This window comes from Blastococcus haudaquaticus (genome assembly GCF_900230285.1).
In the GTDB taxonomy this organism is placed as follows: domain Bacteria; phylum Actinomycetota; class Actinomycetes; order Mycobacteriales; family Geodermatophilaceae; genus Blastococcus_B; species Blastococcus_B haudaquaticus.
In genome coordinates this window covers 860,038-881,908 of the sequence record NZ_OCNK01000002.1, presented here as the reverse complement: position 1 = coordinate 881,908, position 21,871 = coordinate 860,038, and the positions used below count along the sequence as shown (strand labels likewise).

Here is a 21,871-nt window from a genome sequence, read left to right as displayed (position 1 = left end):
CCGCGGTAGTAAACCCCGCAGTCGTCCGGGCGTGAACTCCCGCCCCGCGGGGCAGTGCCTCTGCGTGGAGGACACCGCCAGCCCAGCCTCGTCCGACGAACCCCAGGTCGGCCACCGCGTCGAGGACGGCATCGCGCGGCTGACGATCGCCGGTGAGCTGATCGACACGGCACGCCGGCCTCTCGTCCGCGTGATCACCGACCTGCTGCTCACCCAGCCGGCGCCGACCCGCGTGGAACTGGACCTCTCCGGCATCACGTTCATGAACTCCGCGGGCATGGCCGTCCTCGTGCAGCTCCAGCGGCTCGCCGCGCCGCGGGGGATCGAGGTCGCGCTGGTGCACCCGACCGCCGCCGTGGTCCGCCCGCTCCAGCTCAGCGGGCTGTGGCACCGCTTCCCCATCGAGGGCGCCCAGTCCTCGTCCGAGGCCGCCGGGTCCTGACCGGTCGGGTGTCGGGCACGCGTCCGGGGCGGGGCCTCCTAGCCTGACCGGGTGCCGCCCAGTTCTCACTCCCACGGTCCCGACCCGGACGCTCCTCCGCCGAGCGCGGAGGCGCTCGCCAGACGGCGGCGTGCCGTCTGGCTGATGTTGCTGGTCCTCGTGCCGGTCGGCCTGGCCACCGTCATCGGGCTGTTCGTCCTCTGGCCCGACGGGGAGCCCACGCGGGCGGAGCAGGTGGCCCAGACCTACTTCCCCCCGGGGACCACCTACCCCGACGGCGAGATCGTGTCGGTGGAGACCTTCGACTGCTCCACCGACCCGACCGCCCCGCCCGCGGAGTGCGCCACCGCCGTGGTGGAGGTGCTGGACGGGGAGGGCGCCGGCGACTTCCAGTCCATCGAGCTCCCGGCCGAGGTGGTCGCCGCCGGGGTCGGGGAGGGCGACGTGCTCGTCCTCACCCGCGACGCCGGCGCCGAGGGCGGCCCGACGTTCTCCTTCTACGACTACCAGCGCGACGCGCCGATCATCGTGCTGGCGGTCGCCTTCGCCGTCGTCGTGGGCCTGGTGGCCCGGTGGCGGGGGCTGGCGTCGCTGCTGGGGCTGGCCTTCGCCTTCGTCGTCCTGCTGAACTTCGTGCTCCCGGGCCTGCTCGCCGACAACTCACCCACGCTCGTCAGCCTGGTGGGGTCGGCGGCGATCATGTTCGTCGTCCTCTACCTCGCGCACGGGTTCTCCGCCCGCACCACCACGGCCCTCATCGGCACCCTGTTCGGGCTCACCCTGGTCGCGGTCATGGGTTCGCTGGCCGTCTCCGCCGCGCGGCTCACCGGCCTGACCAGCGAGGAGACGACCACCCTGCGCACCTACGACCCGACGCTGGACTTCTCGGGACTGGTGCTCGCAGGCATCGTCGTCGCGGGGCTGGGGGTCCTCAACGACGTCACGATCACCCAGGCCTCGGCGATGTGGCAGCTGCACGAGGTGTCGCCGGACATGACCTGGCGCGAGCTCTACGCGCGGGGCATGGCCGTGGGCCGGGACCACATCGCGTCGACCGTCTACACGATCGTCTTCGCCTACGCGGGAGCGGCGCTGCCGCTGCTCCTGCTGTTCGAGGTCTACCCGACGCCGATCTGGACGCTGATCACCAGCACCGCCCTGGCCGAGGAGGTCATCCGCACCCTCGTCGGAGCGATCGCGCTCGTGCTCGCCGTACCCGTCACGACCGCCGCCGGCGCGTTCTTCGCCAAGGCGGCCGACACCGAGGCCGGGGCCGCGACGGAGCGCCGGGTCACCGCCCTGCGCAGCCGCTTCGCGCGATGAGCGAGGCTGTGACCGTGACGACCGATCTCCTGTCCGCCGCCCGAGCAGCCCCGGGGTTCATGCCCGACGACGAAGGCACCGCGCTGTACGACGCCGCCCGCGCCGTCGCCGTCCCGGGGCCGCTGCTCGAGGTCGGCAGCTGGATGGGCCGGTCCGCCCTCTACCTGGCGGCCGCGGCACGCGAGACCGGGCGCCAGGTCGTCACCGTCGACCACCACCGCGGGTCGGAGGAGCACCAGCCCGGGTGGGAGTACCACGACCCGTCGCTGGTCGACCCCGAGGTGGGGCGGATCGACACCCTGCCGCACTTCCGCCGCACCATCGCCGCGGCGGGGGCGGAGGACGTCGTCGTCGCCGTCGTCACCCGGTCGGAGATCCTGGCTCCGCTGTGGACGACCCCGCTCGCGCTGCTCTTCCTCGACGGCAGCCACACCGAGGAGTCCGCCCGCCGCGACCAGGACGCGTGGGTCGCCAAGCTGGCGGTCGGCGGCACGCTCGCCATCCACGACGTCTTCCCCGACCCGGCCGACGGCGGGCAGGCGCCGTTCGGCGTCTACACCCGCGTGGTGGCATCGGGGGATTTCGAGGAGCTGCCGGCCACCGGTTCCCTGCGACTCCTCCGCCGGCTGCGGTGAGCGACCCGCTGGCCGCCGAGCGGGCGGCGGTGCTGGCGCAGATCGCGTCGCTGACCCGCGAGTTCGACGGCGTGGTCGAGGCGTCGAAGGCCTCCAACGCCGACGACGAGCACGACCCCGAGGGCGCGACCATCGCCTTCGAGCGCCAGCAGGTCGTCGCCCTTCTGGACCAGGCGCGACGGCGGCTCGCCGACGTCGAGGCGGCGCTGGCTCACCGGGAGGCGGGGGACTACGGGATCTGCGAGACCTGCGGCCGCCCCATCGCGGCGGAGCGGCTGGCCGCGCGACCGGCGGCGCGCACCTGCATCACGTGCGCTAGCTGACGTACCGGCGCGCGGTCGAGGTGCGCTGCGCGTGCTCGAGCGCGGCGAACCGCGCCTCCGCGTGCGGCGGGAGCACCCGCCGTTCGCGCAGCACCCAGGGGATGCCGCCGATCGCGGCGAGGAGCCCGCGGGCGGTCACCAGGTCCCGCGGCACCGTGCGCAGCAGGTGCAGGGTGCGCCGCAGGGCCGGGCGCAGGGGGCGCCGCAGCCACGTCGTCCACAGCGTGTTGCGGATGCCGTCCCGGCGCCGACGGTGCGGGTCGCGGGCCCGGCTGGCCTGGTGGTGCACCGTGAGCTCCGGCAGGTAGCACAGCTCCCACCCGGTGGCCGCGAGATCGCCGGCCATGAGCTCCTCCTCGCCGCCCAGCCACAGCCGCTCGGAGAAGCCGCCGACCTCGAGGAACGCGTCGCGCCGCAGGACCGAGGCGCCGGCGAGGAAGGAGCCGAGCGCGGGGCCGGGCAGCCAGCCGGCGCCGCGCACGGGCGAGTCGCGCAGCTCGGCGACGATGGGGTCTTCGGTGCCGGCGGGTTCGACGAGGATCCGGGCGGTGACGACGGCGAGCCGCGGATGGGCGTCCAGGACGTCGGCGGCCGCGGTCAGCGAGCCCGGCTCCCACCACGTGTCGTCGTCGCAGAAGGCGACGTAGGGGGTGTCGAGCAGAGCGACTCCGACGTTGCGGCCGACGGCGCCGAGGTTCTCCGGGCTGGCGACCAGCTCGACCTGCGGGAACCGGGTCCGGACGGCGTCGGCGGTGCCGTCGGTCGAGCCGTTGTCGACGACCACGACCCGCGGCTTCTCCGGCAGGGCCAGGAGCCGGTCCAGGGCCTGGACCAGCTCGCCCCGCCGCTGGTGGGTGATGACGACGACGGCGACCCGGTCATCCACCGGAACCTCCGGCGAGGATCCGGAGGTCCGCCCGGACCCGCTGCGGAACGGGGCGCCGGCGCCGGAGCGCGGCCGGGAGCCCGGGGAGCGCCCGGAGGATCCCCTCCCGGCCCGGGCGGCCCGATCGTCCGGCGGCGCGGAGCACAGCCACGACGTCCCGGGCCGGGAGGCGCATGACGGCGGTCAGCAGCCGGCTCCGCCAGATCCCGGCCTGCCGCCGTCCCGGCTGCTGCCGCCGGGTGGAGGGATGGTGGTGCACGGTGACGGAGTCGACGTAGGCCAGGCCCCAGCCCGCTGTTGCCAGGTCCAGCGCGAGGCGCTCCTCCTCGCCGGGGAACCGGATCACGGTGTCGAAGCCGCCGACGGCCTCGAAGGCATCGGTCCGCATGAGTGCTCCGCAGGCGACGAAGCCCAGCAGCGACGGGCCCGGGAGATCCGGAGCCGTGCCCAGGGGGCTGCCGGCCATCTCCGCGCACACCGGGTCGAGGCGCTCCTCCGGTCCGACCAGGATGCGGGCGTTCAGCACCGCCAGTCGGGGATGGGCCCGCATGATCCCCACCGCGCGGGCCAGGTCGCCCGGCGCCCACCACGAGTCGTCGTCGGCGAAGGCCACGAAGGGGGTGCCGGCCCGTGCCACGCCCCGCGTGCGGCCGTGGGCCCCCTCGTTCCGGGGCAGCGCCAGCACGTCGACGGCGGGATGCGCCGCCCGGACGGCGTCCACCGTCCCGTCCGTGGAGGCGTTGTCCACCAGGACCACCGGCGCCTCGTGGCGGGGGAGCGAGGCGAGGAGATCGACCCGTCGGTTCTGGCTGGCGACGACCACGGTGAGGTCGGAGGCGAGGGTCACGGGAGGACCGTGCCCGCTCCTTCCGTCAGCGAACCCGCCACGGGCATGCCGGCCGCCGGGAGGGCGCCCGGATCGGCGAAGAGCCCCGCGGCCGGGGTGGCGCCGGAGAGCGCGTCCGCGGCCAGGACGACGGCGGCGGCGGTCCAGGTGGTCCGCTCCACCGGCCAGCGCGCGTCGTCGGCGAAGACGTACCCCGTCCAGTAGGAGCCGTCGTCGGCGCGCAGGTGCTGCATGGCCGCCACCTGCTCCAGGGCCGCGTCCGGCTGGTCGGCCACGGCGAGGGCCAGCGCCAGCTCGCACGTCTCGGCGCCGGTCACCCACGGCCGGTCGGACACGCACCGCGCGCCCAGCCCGGGCACCACGAACCGGTCCCAGTCCACGGCCAGCCGGTCGCGGGCCGCGGCGCCGGTGACCGCGCCGCCCAGGACGGGGTAGTACCAGTCCATCGAGTAGCGGGCGCGGTCGGCGAAGGCGGCCGGACGAGTCCGCAGCGCCGCCCCGAGGTCGGCGACCGCGACCTCCCAGTCGGGCTGGACCTCGCCCCGGAGGCCGGCCAGTGCGATGCCGCAGCGCAGCGCCTGGAAGAGGCTGGCGTTCCCGGTCAGCAGCGCGGTGTCGTCGGCCGTGCCGTCCGGGCGCAGTGCCCAGCCGATCGCGCCACCGGGCAGCTGCATGCGGGTGACCAGGTCCAGCCCGCGCCTGACCGCCGGCCACAGCTCGGTGACGAGCTGCTCGTCACCCGTGGCCAGCCACGTGTGCCAGGCGCCGACGGCAAGGTAGCCGGCGTGGTTGCTCTCCGCGGCCGGCGCCGTCTCGGTGCCGCCGCGGTACTCCGAGGCCCAGGAGCCGTCCGGCCGCTGCCGCGCGGCCAGCCACCGGTACGCGGCCGCCGCGCGGTCGTGCGCACCGCCGACGTCCAGGGCCATGGCGGCCTCGACCGAGTCCCAGGGGTCCAGCTGCTCGCCGTGCGACCACGGCAGCGCGCCGTCGGCGTCCTGCTGGCCGGCGATCCACGCGACGGTGTCGCGCACCTGGTTCCCGGTCAGGACGCCCGGCAGCTCCGGGAGGGTCCCGATCCGGTCAGCGCGCGGCAGCGGTCTCCCCCCGCTCCGCGGAGGCGGCACCGCCGGCGCCGCTCAGCCCGATCGACGTCGCGGGCTTGTCGGCGTACACGACGAGGCTCTTCCCGATCAGCGGGTCGAGGAACCGCTCGGCCGTCCGGGTGAGCCACGGGCGCTTCGTGAGGTCCCAGACGAGCAGCCGGTGGTAGGCCCGGACCAGGGCGGAGTCGCGGTTCACGCCGACGGCACACTTCAGCCACCAGAACGGCGCGTGCAGGGCGTGGGCGTGGTGGCTCGCGCCGGGGGTCAGCCCGACCGACGCGAGCCGGGTCCGGACGACCGGCGCGGTGTAGATGCGGATGTGGCCGCCCTCGTTGGCGTGGTACTCGTCCGACAGCGCCCAGCAGATCCGCTCGGGCCCGTACCGCGGCACCGTGACGACCGCCCGGCCGCCGGGCTTGAGCACGCGGAAGATCTCGGCCATCGCCGTCACGTCGTCCGGGATGTGCTCGAGCACCTCCGACGCCATCACCCGGTCGACGCTGGCGTCGGGGAAGGGCAGGTGCAGCAGATCCCCGCGGACGACCTCGTACGCGGCGCCCTCCGGGGCCTCGCCGGCCTCGGCGATCGCACCCAGCCAGCGCTTGGTCGTCTCCACCTCGGGGACACCCCAGTCCACGGCCACGACCTTCGCGCCGCGGCGGTAGGCCTCGAAGGCGTGCCGGCCCTCGCCGCAACCCAGATCGAGGACGGTCATCCCCGGGCCCAGGTCGAGGAGGTCGTAGTCCACGGTCAGCACTCTGCGGTCCCCATGCGGTCGGATGTCCCCTTGCGGTCGAGCGTCTCGAGGTACCAGTCGGCCGTGCGCTGGGCCGTCGACCGCCAGGTGAAGGAGTCCAGCACGCGCCGTCGCCCCGCCCGGCCCAGCTGCTCGGCCAGCGACGGGGAGTCGAGCACCTGCTCGAGGGCGGCGGTCAGCTCGCCGACGTCGCCGGCCCTGACCCGGAGCCCGGCCTTCGTGCCGACCACCTCGGGCAGTGCGCCGGCGTCGGTGGTGACCAGCGGCGTCGCGCAGGCCATCGCCTCGATCGCCGGGAGGGAGAAGCCCTCGTACAGCGACGGGATGGCGACCACGGTCGCCCGCTGGAGCAGGTCGACCAGCTCGGCCTCCGGCACGGAGCCGGTGAAGCGGACGGCGTCGCGCAGGCCCAGCCGGTCCAGCGCCGCCTCGGCCGGCCCGCCGGGGCGCGCCGACCCGACCACGGTGAGCCGCACCGGGCGCTCCGTGCGCAGCTTGGCCAGCGCCTCCAGCAGGTGCACGAGGCCCTTCAGCGCCACGTCGGCGCTGGTGATCACCAGGATCGAGTCGGCGTCCCGGGGCTGCCCGGGCGGCGGCGGCCGGAACTCGTCGGGGTCGATCCCCACCGGGATGACGTCGATGCCGTCGGCCGGCAGCCCCATGTGGGTGGCGATGTCGCGACGCGAGTTCTCCGAGACGGTGGTGACGGCGTCCAGCCGCCGGGCCACCCGGGCCTGCATTCCGGTGAACCCGTACCACCGGCGCAGCGTCAGCCGGCGGCGCAGCGAGCGGGTGGCTGCCAGCTCCAGCTCGCGGTCGATGGCGATCGGGTGGTGGATGGTCGCGACGGTCGGGATGCCGGCGCCGGTGAGCCGCAGCAGTCCCCAGCCGAGCGACTGGTTGTCGTGGACGATGTCGAACTCGCGCCGACCGGACTCGTCGGCCCGGGTAAGCAGGTGGCGGGCCGCCCGCAGGCTGAAGGTCATCGGCTCGGGGAAGCCGGCGGTGCACATGGTCGCCCACTCGGCGACGTCGATCCAGTCCCGGAACTCCGAGGGCCGGGGCGTGCGGAACGGGTCGGGCTCCCGGTAGAGGTCCAGGCTGGGCAGCGGGGTCAGGGGCACCCCGTCGTCCAGCTCCGGGTAGGGCTGTCCGCTCAGGACCTGGACCCGGTGGCCCAGCTCGGTGAGCTCGCGGGAGAGGGCCCGGACGTAGATGCCCTGGCCGCCGCTGTGCGGCTTGCTCCGGTAGGACAGCAGTGCGATGCGCAGCGACCGTCCCATGCGCGGGACTCTAGCCAGCGCGGCTCACCGGCCCGGTACCCGCCGGTAACCTGGGCGGCCCGCCACCCGGGCGGGGGAATGGCATGGTGCGGACATGATCCGACACGTCGTGGTGTTCACCTGGTCCCCGACGGCCGACGCGGAGCGCCGGGCGACCACCCTCGAGGCGTTGCGCCGGCTGCGTCAGGACGTCGGCGGGATGACCTCCCTCGTCGTCGCGGACGACGCCGGGCTGTCCGACGGGAACTCGGACACTGTCCTCATCGCCGACTTCCCGGACGTGGAGGCGTACTACCGCTACGCCCAGGACCCGGTGCACCTCGCGGTGATCGCCGAGCACGTGCGGCCGTGGCTGGCCGCACGCAGCGCGGTGCAGTACCGCTTCTGAGCATCGGTCGGGCTCCTGGTGACGGCTGCCCGGGGCGTGGTCGGCCCGGGGATCGCGGCGTGGCCGCACGTCGCTCCTGGCGGAGCTACGTTCGGGGCATGCGCCTGAACTCCCGCACCGTCCGCAGCGCCCTCGCGCTCACCGCCGTCCTCGCCCTCGGTACCGCCTGCGGCGGAGGCGACGAGCAGGGGGAGGAGGCGGCCGCGACCACGGCGAGCTCGTCCAGCGCCGAGGAGACGCCCGCGCCCGACCTCGCCTCCGGCCTCCTGCCCGCCGAGGCGTTCGGCGCCGACGCCACGGTCGTGGCGATCTCGCCCGAGCAGCTGGCCCAGGGAGCGGGGCTGGCTGCGTCCGGCGCGGAGGGCCTGCAGGTCACTCCCGAGGAGTGCGCCGTCGCCGTGGAGGGCACCCAGCCGAAGTTCGAGGACTTCGACGACGTGGCGGCACAGAGCGCCACCGGAGCGTCCGCCACCACCGTCGAGATGCTGGTGCGCGGCGGGCCCACCAAGGACGCCGTCGCCCAGCTGGCCACGGCCGGCGAACGCTGCCCGCAGGCACAGGTCACCTCCCCGTCGTTCGGGCAGGCAATCATCACCTTCGAGCAGCTCCCGGTCGACGATCTCGGGGACGGGGCGGCGCTGTTGCGCTACACGACGGCGGTGAGCGCCCCCGACGGCAGCTCGGTGACCGTCCCGGCGCTCATCGGCGCCGTCGAGGACGGCGACCGGCTGCTCCTCATGATGAGCCTGGAGACCTCCGCACTCAGCGGCGGAGCGGCCGCGGCGCCGGCCGACCCGGCAGCTTTCGCCGACCTGCTCGCGCAGGCCTACGAGGCCCAGGCCGAAGCGCTCGACTGACCCCGCGCGGGCCGTCCACAACCGGGGAGCGCGTCCACAGATCGCCGGGACGCCACCTGCCAGCGCCTCCGCGGGCCGAGGGTCCCGGCATGGACGCACGCACCGGCCCCCCTGCTCCGCCCGGACGCATCGCCGTCCGGCTGTCCGATCTCGGGGAGCTGGCGGCGGCCCTCCCGCACCTGCTGGGCTTCCGGCCGGCCGAGTCGGTCGTGCTGGTCGGCCTCGTCGGCCCGGGCGCGCGCCGGCTCGGGATGACCGCGCGGGCCGACATCCCGCCCGTCGAGGCCGGACGGGCGATGGCCCGGCTGCTGGCCGCCAAGGTGGTCACCGGCCGCCCGGCCGGCGTGGTGGCCGTCGTGGTCTCGGAGGCCGGAGACGCCGAGGTCGGAGACGCCGAGGACGGAGACGCCGAGCAGGGACTGCCGCACCGGGGCTTGATGGGGCACCTGTGCGCCGCGCTGGCCGAGCACGCGGTGCCGGTCCGCGACGTCCTGCTCGTCCGCGGTGGGCGGTGGTGGTCCTACGACTGCCCGGAACGGTGCTGCGCTCCCGGCGTCGGGACGGCCCTCCCGGACGGCGTGACGGAGCTGGAGGTGGCGGCCGTGGCGGCCGGGGTGGTGGTGGAGCCGGACCGCGCGACGCTCGCCGCGCGCGTCGCGCCGCCGGAGGGGCTCGACCGGTCGGCGATGGCCGCGGTGTGCGCGCAGGTCGCCCTCGAGTGCGCCGAGCGCATCCTCGACGGGGGCTGGGACACGGTGACCGGGGAGTCGTGGGCGGCGGTCCTGGAGGCTCTGGCCCGTTGCCGTCCCGGTGCGGTGGTGCGGCTGACCGATCGCGAGGTCGCCCGTGTCGTGTGGGGGCTGCGCGACCGCAGCGTCCGCGACCTTGCGCTGCAGCTCGCGCTGGGGGAGGACGCCCCCGCCGCGGAGCAGCTGTGGACCGAGTGCACGCGGCGGGCGCCGGTTCCGCTCGACGCCGCGGCGGCGACCTTGCTGGCGGTCAGCGCGTGGGTGCGCGGCGACGGGGCGACGGCCGGCATCGCGCTCGACCGCGCCCTGGCCGGGGAGCCCGGCTACGCGCTGGCCCGGCTGCTGTCCGAGGCGCTGGACGCGTGCCTGTCGCCGGACGAGCTGCGCCGGCTCATCCGCTCGGCGGCCGCGGCCGGGCGGTGATGGCCTCAGAGCAGCTCGGGCCGCCGCCACTCCGCACCGAGGACGTGCTGGTCGAGGAACGCCAGCACGGTCGAGTACCAGACCTGGCTGTTGCCCGGGGTCAGCACCCAGTGGTTCTCGTCGGGGAAGTACAGGAACTTCGACGGGACGCCGCGCTTCTGCAGGTCGTACCAGAGGCGCAGGGCCTCGCCGATCGGCACGCGGTAGTCCTTGTCGCCGTGGATGACCAGCATCGGCGTGCGGATGCCGTCGGCGAAGCGGTGCGGGGAGTGCTGCTCGTAGCGCTCCGGCCGGCGCAGCGGGTCGCCCCACTCCTTCTCCCAGAAGTACGCCGCGTCGGTCGTCCCCGTGAACGAGTCGAGATCCCAGAGGCTGGCGTGGGTGACGACCGCCCGGAACCGGTCGGTCTGAGTCGCGATCCAGTTGGCCATGTAGCCGCCGAACGATCCGCCCATGGCCGCCGTGCGGGACTCGTCGATGTCCGGGCGCTCCTCGGCCGCGTCCACCGCGGCCATCAGGTCGGTGTACGGGGCGCCGCCCCACTGGCCCCACCCCCGCCGGACGAACTCCTGCCCGAAGCCCTGCGACAGCGCCGGGTTCGGCAGCAGGACGGCGTAGCCGCGGGCCGCGAGCACCCACGGGCACCAGCGCCACGACCAGGAGTTCCAGCTCATCAGCGGGCCGCCGTGGATCCAGAGGACCAGGGGTGCCGGGTTCTCCGCCGAGGCACTCTCGGGGAGGACCAGCCAGGACTGCACCCGGCTGCCGTCGGCCGCGGTCGCCCGCACCTCGGTCAGGGTGCCGGGCAGCCCGGCCGGCGTGCCCGGGTTGGGCAGCACCGGCGGGTCCTGCAGCGGTGCCTCGGGGTCGAGCCGGACGGGCACCGCGGGGGAGTCGTACGCCGAGCGCAGGGCGTAGAGCGCGCTGCCGTCCGGGGCCACCTGCAGGTCGCTGTAGGCGCCGTCCGCGGTGAGCCGCACCGGCGTCCCGCCGTCGGTGGGGACGCGGAAGACGGCGTGCCGTCCGTCGTCGTCGGCGAGGAAGTACACCGCCGAGCCGTCCGCGCTGAACCGCGGGGCGCTGGGCCAGCGGTCGAAGCCCTCGGTGAGCTCGCGGATCGTCCCGTCGGCGACGTCGACCAGCAGCAGGGTGTAGTCCGGCGGCTCGGCATAGGTGGACAGTCGCTCGCGGACGCACACCAGGGCGCGGCCGTCGGGGGAGAAGCGGATGGAGTGGACGTCGGCCAGCGGGTCGTCGACCAGAGGCCGGGTCCGGTCGTCCACCGTGTCGGTGAGCACGATCCGGCTGCGGCGACCGGCCGGTCCGTCCGGGACGTCCTCCGTGCGCGCCAGCAGCCGGCCGTCGGGGGACAGGGTGAACTCGTCCCCGGCGCCGCTCGGCGGCACGGCGTCCGGAGTGAGGTCCCGGAGCTCGACGGGGTCGGCGCCCGGCTCGTCGGCGGGCAGCCTGCCGGCCCAGAACAGGTGCGCCGAGGCGGGGCCGAGGTCGTGGTCCCAGTAGCGCACCGGATAGGCCTCGTGCAGGACGGCGGACACCCCGGCCTCGCTGCGCTTCTTCCGCCGTTCCTCGTCGGCGTCGGCGGCCGAGCCGCCCGGCAGCGTCGCGGCCGCGACCACCACGTCGCCGCTCCCGGACGCGACCGCCACCCCGGAGATCCCGCCGGGCCGCGTCAGCACCAGGCGCGCCTCCCCACCGTCGGCGGGCAGGCTCCACAGGGCCGGCGTGGGCTCGCCGTCCCCGGTCGCCTCCGGGTCGGGACGGGCGGAGGTGAACAGCAGCGAGCCGTCCGGGGCCCACGTGGGCGAGGACTCGCCGGGGGCGCTGCGGGTGAGCCGCCGCGCCGGACGGACGCCGGCCGGGTCGACCTCCCAGAGCGCGGACTGCCACTTCTTCCGCTGGGCGTCCAGCGTCTGCACCGAGACCGCGAGTCGGGAGCCGTCCACCGAGAGGGCCAGCCCGCCGATGCGGGGGAGGGCCACGAACTGCGCCAGGTCGGCGAACGGGTGGGAACCCTCGTCGACGGGGTCTCCGGGGCGGGGAGCGGACGTGCTCACGGGGCCTACTTCCACGGGGAGGGGAGAGTGCGGCGCGCGGCGGCGGGCCCGCGTCGGCACGGGCGGCCGGCCGCGGGCGGATCGCGGCCGATCAGGGCGTCGGCGGGAGCGGCTCCGACCATGCGGCGAGGAAGGTGGCGGGGTCGACCCGCTCGAGCTCGTCCCGGATGCGGCCCAGCAGATCTCCGGCCAGCAGGGGCTCGCCCGCCGGCACCCGCAGGACCTCGGAGCCGTCCGACCGGCGGGTGACCACGACGTCGTGCACGGACGGCGAGGGGATCAGCTGCAGGAACAGCTCGGAGACCGCGGCACCCGCGAGCCGCGCACCCTGCAGCAGCCGTCCACCGGGTCGGGGCCGGAGGTCGGCGAGGAAGACGTCCGCCGCACGGGGGTCGCCCCCCGCGCGGTCGTCCGGCGGCGTTCGGTCCATCGGTCGGTGCCGCTCAGAGCATCGGCGCCGCTTCGAGCGGCGTCAGCTCCTCGTCGACGGCGCTGACGAAGAGGTGGTGTGCGACCCCCACGGGCAGGGCCTGCCCGTCCAGGCTGACCGTGCCCTCGACGACGCGCGCGGTCATGGTGGCGCCCGGACGGACGCCCAGGTCCGCCAGCACGCGGAGCAGGTCGGTGTTCTCCTGCAGCTGCTCGCTGATCCGGCGGATCACCACCGGGCGGCCCTCCACCGTGGCCGTCGTGCTGAGCAGGGTGAGCGCGTCCAGGACCGGCGACGTCTCCCCGCCCAGCGACTCCTCCCCGCGCAGCGCCTCGAGGCCGGGGATCGGGTTGCCGAACGGGGACACCGACGGGTTGCCGAGAAGCGTGAGGAGCTTGCGCTCGACGGCCTCGCTCATCACGTGCTCCCAGCGGCAGGCCTCCTCGTGGACGTCGGCGTAGTCCAGGCCGATGACGTCGACGAGCAGGCACTCGGCCAGCCGGTGCTTGCGCATGACGGCCGTAGCCAGCTGGCGGCCCTCGTCGGACAGCTGCAGGTGCCGGTCGCCCTCGACCGTCAGCAGCCCGTCCCGCTCCATCCGCGCGACCGTCTGGCTGACCGTGGGGCCGCTCTGGTGCAGCCGTTCGGCGATCCGTGCGCGGAGGGGGGTGATCCCCTCCTCCTCCAGCTCGAAGATCGTGCGGAGGTACATCTCGGTGGTGTCGATGAGGTCGTTCACAGGTACTCCTCCGGGTCGCGGCAAGTCTACGGGGCCGGAGCGTCCGCGCCGGTCAGCCGGACGGGTGGCCGGGGAACCGGCCCGCCCACGGGGCACCCGGTAGCGTCCGGATCTGGGTGGGTGTGGGCTCACGTCCGGCGCAAGTGCTGAGGAGGGGCCGTGAGCGACTCGATCACCGTGGTCTGGGACGACGCACTGCTCGGCTACACGATGGGCGGCGACCACCCGCTCCACCCGGTGCGTCTGGACCTGACCATGCGGCTCGCCGACGGGCTCGGCGTCCTGGCGACCGACCGGCTCGAGGTGCTGAAGCCGGCGCCGGCCGGCCCGGAGCTGCTCACCCTCGTCCACGACCCGGCCTACCTCGACGCCGTCCGGCGGGCGCCCACGGAACCGGGCATCGGCCACGGCCTGGGCACCGCGGACAACCCGATCTTCGAGGGCATGTACGACGCGGCCGCGCTGATCACCGGCGGCAGCGTGCTGGCCGCCCAGCGGGTCCACGAGGGGCACGCCCAGCACGCGGTCAACATCTCCGGCGGCCTGCACCACGCCATGCGCGACTCCGCCGCGGGGTTCTGCGTCTTCAACGACGCCGCCATCGCCATCGCCTGGCTGCTGGGTCAGGGCTACGAGCGCATCGCCTACGTCGACCTCGACGTCCACCACGGGGACGGCGTCCAGGCCGCCTTCTACGAGGACCCCCGCGTGCTCACGGTGAGCATCCACCAGACCCCGCTGACGCTCTTCCCGGGCACCGGCTACCCCGAGGAGACCGGCGACGCGGACACGGCGCTGGGCAGCGCCGTCAACCTCGCCCTGCCCAACGGCACCGACGACTCCGCCTGGCTGCGCGCCTTCACCGCCGTGGTCCCCAGCGTGCTCAAGGCGTTCCAGCCGCAGATCATCGTCACCCAGTGCGGCTGCGACGCCCACCACGAGGACCCGCTGGCCGATCTCGCGCTCACCGTCGACGGGCAGCGCGCGAGCTACCGGGCGATGCACGAGCTGGCCCACCAGCTGTGCGACGGGAAGTGGGTGGTGCTCGGCGGGGGCGGGTACGGGCTGGTGCGCTGCGTGCCCCGGGCCTGGACCCACCTGCTCGCGGAGGTGGCCGGCAGCCCGCTGGACCCGGCGACGGAGATCCCGGCGTCGTGGCGCGAGGACGTCGCGGCGCGCGGACTGCGCGCCCGGCCGCCGACGCACATGACCGAGGGCGGGTACACCGGCTTCTCGCGCTGGGACCCCTTCACCGAGTCGCGCGTCGACCGGGCGATCATGCGCACCCGGCGCGCGTCCTTCCCCTACTTCGGCCTCGACCCGGACGACCCCCGTGATTGATAAAGGACCCCTCTCCCCCCAACCGCTCGCGGGCTCGCAGCGGGCCCCTGACGAGGGGCCGACGGCCGGCGACGAGCGGCCCACCCCACCGCCGCACTGGGAGGCCGACATCGTGGCCGCCGACGGCGGGACGGTGCACCTGCGCCCGATCTGCCCGGAGGACGACGACGGCATCAACGGGCTGATGGAGCGCAGCAGCGACCAGACCCGCTACTACCGCTTCTTCGGGCCCATGAAGCGGCTGTCGGAGAAGGACCTGCACCGGTTCACCCACGTCGACCACGTCGACCGGGTGGCCTTCGTGGTCCTCCTCGGCGAGCAGATCATCGCCGTTGGCCGCTACGACCGGTATCCGGGCACCGACGACGCCGAGGTCGCCTTCCTCGTCGAGGACGCCCACCAGGGCCGGGGCCTGGGCTCCGTCCTGCTCGAGCACCTCGCCGCCGCGGCCCGGGAGCGGGGCATCAAGAACTTCGTGGCCGAGGTGCTCGCCCAGAACAGCCGGATGGTGCGGGTCTTCCAGGACGCCGGCTACAAGTCCGAGCGCTCCTACGAGGACGGCGTCGTCCACCTCACCTTCCCCATCGAGCAGACCGAGGACGCGCTCGCCGTCGCCTACGAACGGGAGCAGCGCAGCGAGTCGCGCTCCATCGCCCGGCTCCTGAAGCCGTCCTCCGTCGCGGTCGTGGGGGCCAGCAACGACGACGGCAAGATCGGCAACGCGCTGCTGCGGCACCTGCTCGACTACGGCTTCGCCGGACCCGTGTACCCGGTCAACCCCGGCGCCCGGCACGTGCGCGGCGTCCCGGCCTACGCCGACATCGAGTCCATCCCCGAGGACCTCGACCTGGCGGTCCTCGCGGTGCCGGCGGACGAGGTGGCCGGCGTCGTGGAGGCCTGCCGCCGCAAGCGGGTGCGCGGCCTCGTCGTCGTCTCCGGGGGGTTCGGGGAGACCGGACCCGAGGGGCGGGACGCCGAACGCCGGCTGGTCGCGGCCGCCCGGGCGTCCGGCATGCGCGTGGTGGGTCCCAACTGCCTGGGCATGGTGAACACCGACCCCGAGGTGCGGCTCAACGCCAGCCTCGCGCCGATGGTCCCGGGCCGGGGGCGGGTGGGCTTCTTCGCCCAGTCCGGAGCGCTGGGCGTCGCGCTGCTCGAGCGCGCCCGCAGCCGCCAGCTGGGTCTGTCCACCTTCGTCTCGGCGGGCAACCGCGCCGACGTCAGCGGCAACGACCTGCTGCAGTACTGGGCCACCGACCCCGGCACCGAGGTCGTGCTGCTGCACCTGGAGAGCTTCGGAAACCCCCGCAAGTTCGCCCGCCTCGCCCGCAGCGTCGGCCGCACCAAGCCGGTCGTCGCGGTCAAGAGCGGGCGGCACGTGAACGTCACGCCGGGCCTGGCCGGCACGTCGGTCGCGGTCCCCGAGCAGTCGGTGGCGGCCCTCTTCGCCTCGGCCGGGGTCATCCGGGTGGAGACCGTGGCGCAGATGTTCGACGTCGGCACCCTGCTGGCCCACCAGCCGCTGCCCGAGGGGCCGCGGGTGGCCATCGTCGGCAACTCCACGGCGATCGGGGTGCTGGTCGCCGACGCCGTCCTCGAGGAGGGGCTGGAGCTCTCGCACGAGGCGCCCGTCGACATCGGGGTCACCGGCAGCCCGGAGGCGTTCCGGGACGCGCTGCAGGCGGCCGTCGACGACGAGACGGTGGATGCGGTCGTCGCCGTCTTCCTGCCGCCCCTGATGGCCGGCTCGCAGGAGTACGGGCCCGCGCTGCGGGACGTCGCCCGCGCGTCGTCGAAGCCGGTCGTGGCGAGCTTCCTGTCCACCGAGGGCATCCCGGACGAGCTGGCCGTGCTCGACGAGGACGGCATGCCGGGGCGCGGGTCGGTGCCCTCGTACTCCACGCCCGAGCGGGCCGTCATCGCGCTGGCCAAGGTCGCCGAGTACGCCCGCTGGCGGCGTCGGCCGGTGGGCGACCTGCCCGAGCTGCCCGACGTCCAGGAGTCCGTGGCGAAGGACCTGGTGCGCTCGGTTCTCGCCGGTGCCCCGTCCGGCCGCGAGCTGACCGACGACGAGCTGATGACCCTGCTCGCCGCCTACGGCGTGCCGCTCCTCGGCACGCGCACCGTCACCGACGCCGAGCAGGCCGTCGCCGCGGCGCGGGACATCGGCCACCCGGTGGTGCTGAAGTCGACCGCACCGTGGCTGCGGCACCGGTCCGACCTGGGCGGCGTCCGGCTGGACCTGGCCGACGACGACGCCGTGCGCACCGCGTTCGCCGCCATCCCGTCCGGTGACCCGGTGATCGTCCAGGAGATGGCGGCGCCCGGCGTCGCCACGGTCGTCGAGATCGTCGACGACCCCTCGTTCGGCGCCCTGGTCAGCTTCGGGCTCGGGGGAGTGGCGACCGACCTGCTGGGCGACCGCGCCTACCGCACGCTCCCGCTGACCGACCTGGACGCCGCCGAGCTCGTCCGGGCGCCACGGGCGTTCCCGCTGCTGGACGGCTACCGCGGCTCCGAGCCGGTGGACCTGGAGGCGCTGGAGAACCTGCTGCTGCGGGTCGCACGCCTGGCCGACGACCTCCCCGAGGTGCTGCGGCTGACGCTGGAGCCGGTGATCGTCGGTCCGCCCAACCCCTGGCACGGTGGTCGGTCGCTGGTGGTCGCCGGCGGCAGCGCCCACGTGGGGCCGCCCACGGCGCGGGTCGACCCGGGCCCCCGCCGGATGCGCAGCCCCGTCTGAACGCGAGAAGGGCCGGTCACCCGCAGGTGACCGGCCCTTCTGTCGTCGTGCCTAGGCGAGATAGTCGCGCAGGGCGTCGGCGCGCTGCGGGTCGCGCAGCTTGGCCATCGTCTCGCGCTCGATCTGCCGGACCCGCTCCCGGGACAGACCGAACTGCTTGCCGATCTGCTCGAGCGTCCTGGGCTGACCGCCGTCCAGACCGAAGCGCATCATGACGACGTCGCGCTCCCGGTCCTCGAGCGTCTCGAGGACGTTGCGGACGTCGCCCTTCATCATCTGGAAGGCGACGGCGTCCTCGGCCACCGCGGCGTCGGCGTCCTCGATGAAGTCACCGAGCCGGGACTCCTCGTCGGCGCCGACGGTCTGGTCGAGGCTGACCAGGTCGCGGCTGTACTCGAGCAGTTCGGTGATCCGCGCCTCGGGCAGGTCGAGCTCGAGGCCCAGCTCCTCGGCGGTGGGCTCGCGCTCGAGCTCCTGGTGCATGCGGCGCCGGGTGCGGACCACCTTGTTGACCTGCTCGGCCAGGTGGACGGGCAGCCTGATCGTGCGACCGGAGTCGGCCATCGCCCGGGTGATCGCCTGACGGATCCACCAGGTGGCGTAGGTCGAGAACTTGAAGCCCTTGGTGTAGTCGAACTTCTCGACGGCGCGGATCAGGCCGACGTTCCCCTCCTGGATGAGGTCCAGGAACGTCATGCCGTGGCCGGTGTAGCGCTTGGCCACGGACACGACGAGCCGGAGGTTGGCCTCCAGCAGGTGCGCCTTGGCGGCCTTGCCGTCGACGGCGAGGATCTTGTAGTCCCGCTTCTTCGCGGGGGTGAGGTCGGGCTTCTCGGCAAGCAGGCGGTCGGCGTAGAGGCCGGCCTCGATCCGCTTGGCGAGCTCGACCTCCTGCTCGGCGGTCAGCAGCGCGGTCTTGCCGATGGTGTTGAGGTAGACGCGCACGAGGTCGGTCGACACCAGTCCGCTGGTGTCGGGCTCCCGGCGCGGTGAGCGCACCCCGAGGGTGTCGTTGGGGGAAGACTGCAGCAGCGTCACGATGGGTCTTCGTCCTTGCCTTCGGTTCGGATGCATCCGCGGCGTCGTCGGTGGCGGCCGTGGGGCACCTAGGCGTGAATGCGGGCGGTTTCCGGCTCGTCCGGACCGGTCCCTGCTTCTTCTGTCCGATGTGGTACGCCCTGCACAACGGTCCCGACCGGCTTCCGTGTTCCGCGATCCGGTCGTTCACAGCAAACCGACAGGGAGTGTCTTCGGTCACTGCGGCATACCCGGGACCGGTCGTCCTCAGACCTCCAGCAGCAGGGTCATCGGGCCCTCGTTGACCGACGACACCTGCATCCGCGCACCGAAGACGCCGGTCGCCACGGTGCACCCGCGCCGGCGCAGCTCGGCGACGACCTCGTCGACCAGCGGCTCGGCCACCTCGCCAGGAGCCGCGTCCTGCCACGATGGGCGACGGCCCTTGCGGGTGTCTGCGTAGAGGGTGAACTGGCTGATCACCAGGACGGGAAGGCCCAGGTCGGCCACGGACACCTCACCGTCCGGCCCCGGGAAGATCCGCAGCTCGTGGACCTTGCGGGCCAGCGCCCGCGCGGCCGCCACGTCGTCGGCGTGACCCACTCCGACCAGTGACAGCAGTCCCGGTCCGATCTCGCCCACGACCGCGCCGTGGACCGTTACAGCCGCTGTACTCACCCTGCTCACCACCGCACGCACCGGACCATTCTCCCTGCGTGAGGCCGGGATCGCGGGGTGCAGGCGCAGCCGCGGGCGGCGTACCGTTTCGGTGGAGGAACCCGCGTGTCGAGCCATCGGCGGCGGCTCCGCCCGCGCCGGCCCCAGTCGGCGGGGAAGAGGGCTCATGGACGTGGATCGGGAGCAGCGAGCTCCGGCAGGCGCCATCACGGTCGAGGACGAGGCCGCCGACCGGCGGGTGCTGTGCCTGCGCGGGGACGTCGACACCGCGGTGGCGACGCGGTTCACCAGCGCCCGGGGGCGGGAGCGGGTCGTGGTCGATGCGATCGACGCCGGTGGCGTGACCTTCATCAGCTCCTCCGGGTTGGCGCTCATGCTGCTCTGCGCGGAGGCGTCCGCGGCCGCGGGGCGCAGACCGGTGCTGCGCAGGTCCTCGCGGCCGATCGACCGGGCTCTGCAACTCGCGGGGATAGACACCGTGTTCCTGCGGCCGGAGGCCGAGGAACCGCCGCGCTGATGGCCCGCCGGGCGGGGACGCGCAGACGCCCCGGCCCGCACGAGGCGGGCCGGGGCGTCTGAGGGCCCAGCGACTACCGCAGGTCGTAGCGGTCGAGCTCCATCACCTTGACCCAGGCGGCGACGAAGTCCCGCACGAACAGCTCCTGGGCGTCGTCGGCCGAGTAGACCTCGACGATCCCGCGCAGGATCGAGTTCGAGTTGAACACCAGGTCGGCCGCGGTCGCCGTCCGCACGACGGTGCCGTCGGCGTCGAGCCCCTCGTACACGCCGTCGGTGTGGGTCGACGTGCGCCACGAGATGCCCAGGTCGAGCAGGTTGCGGAAGAAGTCCTGCGAGAGGACTCCCGGCCGGTCGGTGAACACGCCGTGCGGCGTGCCCCCCGTGTTGGCGCCGAGCACCCGCAGGCCGCCGACGAGCAGCGTCATCTCCTTCGCGGTCAGCTCGAGCATGTACGCCTTGTCGACCAGCAGCGTCTCCGGCGCCAGCTTGCTCCCGGGCGCGATCCAGTTGCGGAAGCCGTCGGCCCGCGTCTCCAACCACCGGAAGTTGTCGACGTCCGTCTGCTCCTGCGTGGCGTCGGTCCGCCCCGGGGAGAAGGGCACCGTCACCTGCACACCGGCGTCGGCCGCGGCCTTCTCGACGGCCGCGCTCCCGCCGAGCACGATCAGGTCGGCGAGCGAGACCCGCTTGCCGGTCTGCTGCTCGAACTCGCCCTTGACCCGCTCGAGCACCGGCAGCACGTCCTGGACGCCCTGGTTGGCCGCCCAGTTGATCTGCGGCTCGAGCCGGATCCGGGCGCCGTTGGCCCCACCGCGCTTGTCCGTGCCGCGGTAGGACGCGGCCGCCGACCAGGCGGTGTGCACCAGCTGCGGGACGGTCAGCCCGGAGGAGAGCAGGCGCTGCTTGAGGTCGGCGATCTCCGCCTCGCCCACGAGCTCGTGGTCGACCGGCGGGACCGGGTCCTGCCAGATGAGGTCCTCTGCCGGTACGTCCGGGCCCAGGTAGCGGACCTTCGGGCCCATGTCGCGGTGCAGCAGCTTGAACCAGGCACGGGCGTACTGGTCGGCGAAGTACTCCGGGTCGTCCCGGAATCGCTCGGCGTAGGCGCGGAGCTCCGGGTCGACCGCGAGGGCCATGTCGGCCGTCGACATCATCGGCGGGTTCTTCTTGCCCTCGATGTGCGCGTCGGGGACGAGCTCCTGCGCCTCGGGGTTCTTCGGCTGCCACTGCTTGGCGCCCGCCGGGCTCTCGACGAGCTCCCACTCGAAGCCGAACAGCATCTCCCAGTAGGTGTTGTCCCAGGTCGTCGGCGTGGGGGTCCAGGCGCCCTCGAGGCCGCTGGTGATGGTGTCCGCGCCCTTGCCGGTGCCGTGCTGGCTGATCCAGCCGAGGCCGTTGCCGTGCACCGGGCAGCCCTCGGGCTCCGGGCCGACCAGCTCGGGGTTGCCCGCGCCGTGCGTCTTGCCGAAGGTGTGGCCGCCGGCGATGAGGGCGACGGTCTCCTCGTCGGTCATGCCCATGCGGCGGAAGGTCTGCTTGATGTCGTGCCCGGAGCCCAGCGGGTCGGGCTTGCCCTTGGGGCCCTCGGGGTTGACGTAGATCAGCCCCATGGTGACGTTGGCCAGCGGGCCCTCGTCGAGGTCCAGCGGGTCGTCGCCGGCGTAGCGCTCGTCGCCGAGCCAGGTGTCCTCCGGGCCCCAGAAGACCTCGCCCGGCTGCCAGTTGTCCTCGCGGCCGAAGGCGAAGCCGAAGGTCGGCAGGCCCATGTCGTCGTGCGCCACGTTGCCGGCGAGCACCAGCAGGTCGGCCCAGGAGAGCTTGCGGCCGTACTTCTGCTTGATCGGCAGGAGCAGGCGGCGGGCCTTGTCGAGGTTGGCGTTGTCCGGCCAGCTGTTGAGCGGCGCGAAGCGCTGCCCGCCCTCGCCACCGCCCCCGCGCCCGTCGGCGATGCGGTACGTGCCGGCCGCGTGCCACGACATGCGGATGAACAGGGGGCCGTAGTGGCCCCAGTCGGCGGGCCACCAGTCCTGCGAGGTCCGCATGACCTGGACGAGGTCGCGCTTGACCGCTTCGACGTCCAGCGTCGCGAACGCGGCCTTGTAGTCGAAGTCCGCGCCCAGCGGGTCGGAGTCCCTGGAGGGCTTGTTCAGCACCGACAGCTCGACCTGGTTGGGCCACCAGTCCCGGTTCGTGCGCGGCCGCTGGTCGGTGTGCGCCTCCGGCGACGGGATCGCCGGGTTCTCGCTCTCGCTGGTGCTGTCGGTCTGGACCTTGTTGGTCTCGTCCTTCACGGGGGGCCTCTCTCAGCGTCGG

21 protein-coding genes are annotated in these 21,871 nt (G+C 74.2%); 10 read left to right on the top strand and 11 right to left on the bottom strand.

Annotated features, from left to right (window positions below; all coding sequences use genetic code 11):
- Positions 1 to 31 precede the first annotated feature (31 nt).
- The 4 genes from CRP30_RS10870 (at position 32) to CRP30_RS10855 (ending at position 2,723) form a co-directional block, all read left to right on the top strand.
- The gene (locus CRP30_RS10870) at positions 32 to 442 is read left to right on the top strand and encodes an STAS domain-containing protein (protein ID WP_235003322.1); all 411 of its coding nucleotides are present in this window, start codon (positions 32 to 34) and stop codon (positions 440 to 442) included.
- A 144-nt stretch (positions 443 to 586) separates the two neighbouring features.
- Positions 587 to 1,765, top strand: coding sequence for a YibE/F family protein (locus tag CRP30_RS10865; protein WP_235003321.1), 1,179 nt, complete (start codon positions 587 to 589; stop codon positions 1,763 to 1,765).
- A gap of 14 nt (positions 1,766 to 1,779) precedes the next feature.
- Entirely contained in the window at positions 1,780 to 2,400 is a 621-nt protein-coding gene (locus CRP30_RS10860) for a class I SAM-dependent methyltransferase (protein ID WP_235003320.1), read from the top strand.
- Positions 2,397 to 2,723: a TraR/DksA family transcriptional regulator gene (locus CRP30_RS10855; protein WP_097183908.1), complete on the top strand. Its 327-nt coding sequence runs from the start codon at positions 2,397 to 2,399 to the stop codon at positions 2,721 to 2,723. Before CRP30_RS10860 ends, CRP30_RS10855 begins: the two co-directional genes overlap by 4 nt.
- Here the strand turns inward: CRP30_RS10855 and CRP30_RS10850 are convergent.
- From CRP30_RS10850 to CRP30_RS10830, 5 genes are read right to left on the bottom strand one after another with little or no spacing between them, the layout of a single operon-like run.
- A complete protein-coding gene (locus tag CRP30_RS10850; protein ID WP_097183907.1) occupies positions 2,716 to 3,609 on the bottom strand; it encodes a glycosyltransferase family 2 protein in 894 nt (297 codons plus the stop codon). The two genes, CRP30_RS10855 and CRP30_RS10850, sit on opposite strands and share 8 nt — an antisense overlap.
- Complete coding sequence (locus CRP30_RS10845; RefSeq protein ID WP_097183906.1) at positions 3,602 to 4,456, bottom strand: glycosyltransferase family 2 protein; 855 nt, start codon at positions 4,454 to 4,456, stop codon at positions 3,602 to 3,604. The genes CRP30_RS10850 and CRP30_RS10845 overlap by 8 nt, the downstream gene beginning before the upstream one ends.
- The gene (locus CRP30_RS10840; protein WP_235003319.1) at positions 4,453 to 5,487 is read right to left on the bottom strand and encodes a prenyltransferase; all 1,035 of its coding nucleotides are present in this window, start codon (positions 5,485 to 5,487) and stop codon (positions 4,453 to 4,455) included. Before CRP30_RS10840 ends, CRP30_RS10845 begins: the two co-directional genes overlap by 4 nt.
- Positions 5,488 to 5,536: 49 nt before the next feature.
- Positions 5,537 to 6,307, bottom strand: coding sequence for a class I SAM-dependent methyltransferase (locus CRP30_RS10835; RefSeq protein WP_235003318.1), 771 nt, complete (start codon positions 6,305 to 6,307; stop codon positions 5,537 to 5,539).
- 2 nt (positions 6,308 to 6,309) lie between these two features.
- Positions 6,310 to 7,599 (bottom strand): glycosyltransferase family 4 protein, encoded by a 1,290-nt coding sequence (locus CRP30_RS10830; RefSeq protein WP_097183904.1) that lies wholly within the window; start codon positions 7,597 to 7,599, stop codon positions 6,310 to 6,312.
- Between the two features lie 94 nt (positions 7,600 to 7,693).
- Here CRP30_RS10830 and CRP30_RS10825 point away from each other — a divergent pair, with 94 nt between their 5' ends.
- The 3 genes from CRP30_RS10825 (at position 7,694) to CRP30_RS10815 (ending at position 10,016) form a co-directional block, all read left to right on the top strand.
- Positions 7,694 to 7,987 carry a Dabb family protein gene (locus CRP30_RS10825; RefSeq protein WP_097183903.1) on the top strand — a complete coding sequence of 98 codons (294 nt, stop codon included), beginning with the start codon at positions 7,694 to 7,696 and terminating at the stop codon, positions 7,985 to 7,987.
- 98 nt (positions 7,988 to 8,085) lie between these two features.
- On the top strand, positions 8,086 to 8,844 hold the full coding sequence (locus tag CRP30_RS10820) for a hypothetical protein (protein WP_097183902.1): 759 nt from the start codon (positions 8,086 to 8,088) through the stop codon (positions 8,842 to 8,844).
- An 89-nt stretch (positions 8,845 to 8,933) separates the two neighbouring features.
- Complete coding sequence (locus CRP30_RS10815) at positions 8,934 to 10,016, top strand: DUF4192 domain-containing protein (protein ID WP_097183901.1); 1,083 nt, start codon at positions 8,934 to 8,936, stop codon at positions 10,014 to 10,016.
- A gap of 5 nt (positions 10,017 to 10,021) precedes the next feature.
- Here CRP30_RS10815 and CRP30_RS10810 read toward each other — a convergent pair whose 3' ends face one another.
- The 3 genes from CRP30_RS10810 to CRP30_RS10800 all read right to left on the bottom strand — a co-directional run bounded on the left by CRP30_RS10810 (position 10,022) and on the right by CRP30_RS10800 (position 13,260).
- Entirely contained in the window at positions 10,022 to 12,091 is a 2,070-nt protein-coding gene (locus CRP30_RS10810) for a S9 family peptidase (RefSeq protein ID WP_097183900.1), read from the bottom strand.
- Between the two features lie 91 nt (positions 12,092 to 12,182).
- Complete coding sequence (locus CRP30_RS10805) at positions 12,183 to 12,521, bottom strand: hypothetical protein (protein ID WP_097183899.1); 339 nt, start codon at positions 12,519 to 12,521, stop codon at positions 12,183 to 12,185.
- A gap of 13 nt (positions 12,522 to 12,534) precedes the next feature.
- Positions 12,535 to 13,260 carry an iron-dependent transcriptional repressor DtxR gene (locus CRP30_RS10800; protein WP_097183898.1) on the bottom strand — a complete coding sequence of 242 codons (726 nt, stop codon included), beginning with the start codon at positions 13,258 to 13,260 and terminating at the stop codon, positions 12,535 to 12,537.
- 159 nt (positions 13,261 to 13,419) lie between these two features.
- On the opposite strand from CRP30_RS10800, the gene CRP30_RS10795 reads away from it, so the two are divergent.
- Positions 13,420 to 14,601 (top strand): acetoin utilization protein AcuC, encoded by a 1,182-nt coding sequence (locus CRP30_RS10795; RefSeq protein WP_097183897.1) that lies wholly within the window; start codon positions 13,420 to 13,422, stop codon positions 14,599 to 14,601.
- The gene (locus CRP30_RS10790) at positions 14,594 to 17,344 is read left to right on the top strand and encodes a bifunctional acetate--CoA ligase family protein/GNAT family N-acetyltransferase (RefSeq protein ID WP_235003317.1); all 2,751 of its coding nucleotides are present in this window, start codon (positions 14,594 to 14,596) and stop codon (positions 17,342 to 17,344) included. The genes CRP30_RS10795 and CRP30_RS10790 overlap by 8 nt, the downstream gene beginning before the upstream one ends.
- Positions 17,345 to 17,395: 51 nt before the next feature.
- On the opposite strand, the gene sigB is transcribed toward CRP30_RS10790, so the two are convergent.
- Together sigB and dtd are read right to left on the bottom strand one after the other, a co-directional pair.
- Positions 17,396 to 18,382 (bottom strand): RNA polymerase sigma factor SigB, encoded by a 987-nt coding sequence (gene sigB, locus CRP30_RS10785; RefSeq protein ID WP_097183896.1) that lies wholly within the window; start codon positions 18,380 to 18,382, stop codon positions 17,396 to 17,398.
- A 246-nt stretch (positions 18,383 to 18,628) separates the two neighbouring features.
- Complete coding sequence (gene dtd, locus CRP30_RS10780) at positions 18,629 to 19,048, bottom strand: D-aminoacyl-tRNA deacylase (RefSeq protein WP_369406762.1); 420 nt, start codon at positions 19,046 to 19,048, stop codon at positions 18,629 to 18,631.
- Positions 19,049 to 19,205: 157 nt separating this feature from the next.
- Between dtd and CRP30_RS10775 the strand changes: the two genes are divergently transcribed.
- Positions 19,206 to 19,556, top strand: a complete 351-nt coding sequence (locus CRP30_RS10775) for an STAS domain-containing protein (RefSeq protein ID WP_097183894.1) — start codon at positions 19,206 to 19,208, stop codon at positions 19,554 to 19,556.
- Positions 19,557 to 19,629: 73 nt separating this feature from the next.
- Here CRP30_RS10775 and katG read toward each other — a convergent pair whose 3' ends face one another.
- Positions 19,630 to 21,849, bottom strand: coding sequence for a catalase/peroxidase HPI (katG, locus tag CRP30_RS10770; RefSeq protein WP_097183893.1), 2,220 nt, complete (start codon positions 21,847 to 21,849; stop codon positions 19,630 to 19,632).
- Positions 21,850 to 21,871 lie beyond the last annotated feature (22 nt).

What these genes read in the sequence shown, in the direction of transcription:
- CRP30_RS10865 (WP_235003321.1), top strand. Translation starts at nt 587, where the DNA reads ATGTTGCTGGTCCTCGTGCCGGTCGGCCTGGCCACCGTCATCGGGCTG.
- CRP30_RS10830 (WP_097183904.1), bottom strand. Translation starts at nt 7,599, where the DNA reads ATGGGACGGTCGCTGCGCATCGCACTGCTGTCCTACCGGAGCAAGCCG.
- CRP30_RS10825 (WP_097183903.1), top strand. Translation starts at nt 7,694, where the DNA reads ATGATCCGACACGTCGTGGTGTTCACCTGGTCCCCGACGGCCGACGCG.
- CRP30_RS10820 (WP_097183902.1), top strand. Translation starts at nt 8,086, where the DNA reads ATGCGCCTGAACTCCCGCACCGTCCGCAGCGCCCTCGCGCTCACCGCC.
- CRP30_RS10815 (WP_097183901.1), top strand. Translation starts at nt 8,934, where the DNA reads ATGGACGCACGCACCGGCCCCCCTGCTCCGCCCGGACGCATCGCCGTC.
- CRP30_RS10805 (WP_097183899.1), bottom strand. Translation starts at nt 12,521, where the DNA reads ATGGACCGAACGCCGCCGGACGACCGCGCGGGGGGCGACCCCCGTGCG.
- CRP30_RS10775 (WP_097183894.1), top strand. Translation starts at nt 19,206, where the DNA reads ATGGACGTGGATCGGGAGCAGCGAGCTCCGGCAGGCGCCATCACGGTC.